Origin of the sequence: Carboxylicivirga linearis (genome assembly GCF_018271995.1) — a bacterium.
GTDB lineage: Bacteria > Bacteroidota > Bacteroidia > Bacteroidales > Marinilabiliaceae > Carboxylicivirga > Carboxylicivirga linearis.
In genome coordinates, this window is the sequence record NZ_JAGUCO010000147.1 from 1 (window position 1) to 452 (window position 452).

Sequence of the window (452 nt, forward strand, 5' to 3'; positions counted from 1 at the left end):
AATGGATTGGGAGAACTGGATTCCTTGTTAGGATTATTTTCAGGAGATAACCCTGCTGTAAAATCTAAGCTTGACGGTCTGTTTGGTGTGTTTAATGCCTTATCAGGCAACAACAAAGAGGTGGAGCGAATCAGCTACCAAAAGCAGTTGGATGATTTTAAGTTCGAGACACGCTACAATACTTTGGAAGAAAAGTATGAGCGTTTACGAAACGAGAACGCAGAACTACGTGCAGAGAAAGACCGCTACCAAAGCGAGAACAGGGAACTAAAAACCGATAAAACAGACCTTGAAAGTCGTCTTGCCGGGTATGCTCCCAATGAAGTGATGAAACGAGTTGCCACAGGTGCATTGGTAGGTATCGGTTCACGCTTGCTTACCAACAGTCCGAAAACAGCAGAGTTATTAGGGTTATCAGCAGAGGAACTCAAAGGTGCTTTGGGAATGCTTGA

Annotated in this window: 1 protein-coding gene; it reads left to right on the forward strand. The window is 44.0% G+C overall.

Going from position 1 to position 452, the window contains the following annotated elements; all coding sequences use genetic code 11:
- Window positions 1-452 (forward strand): hypothetical protein (locus tag KEM10_RS25255; protein WP_212221039.1); only part of this gene is annotated, 452 nt, incomplete at both ends.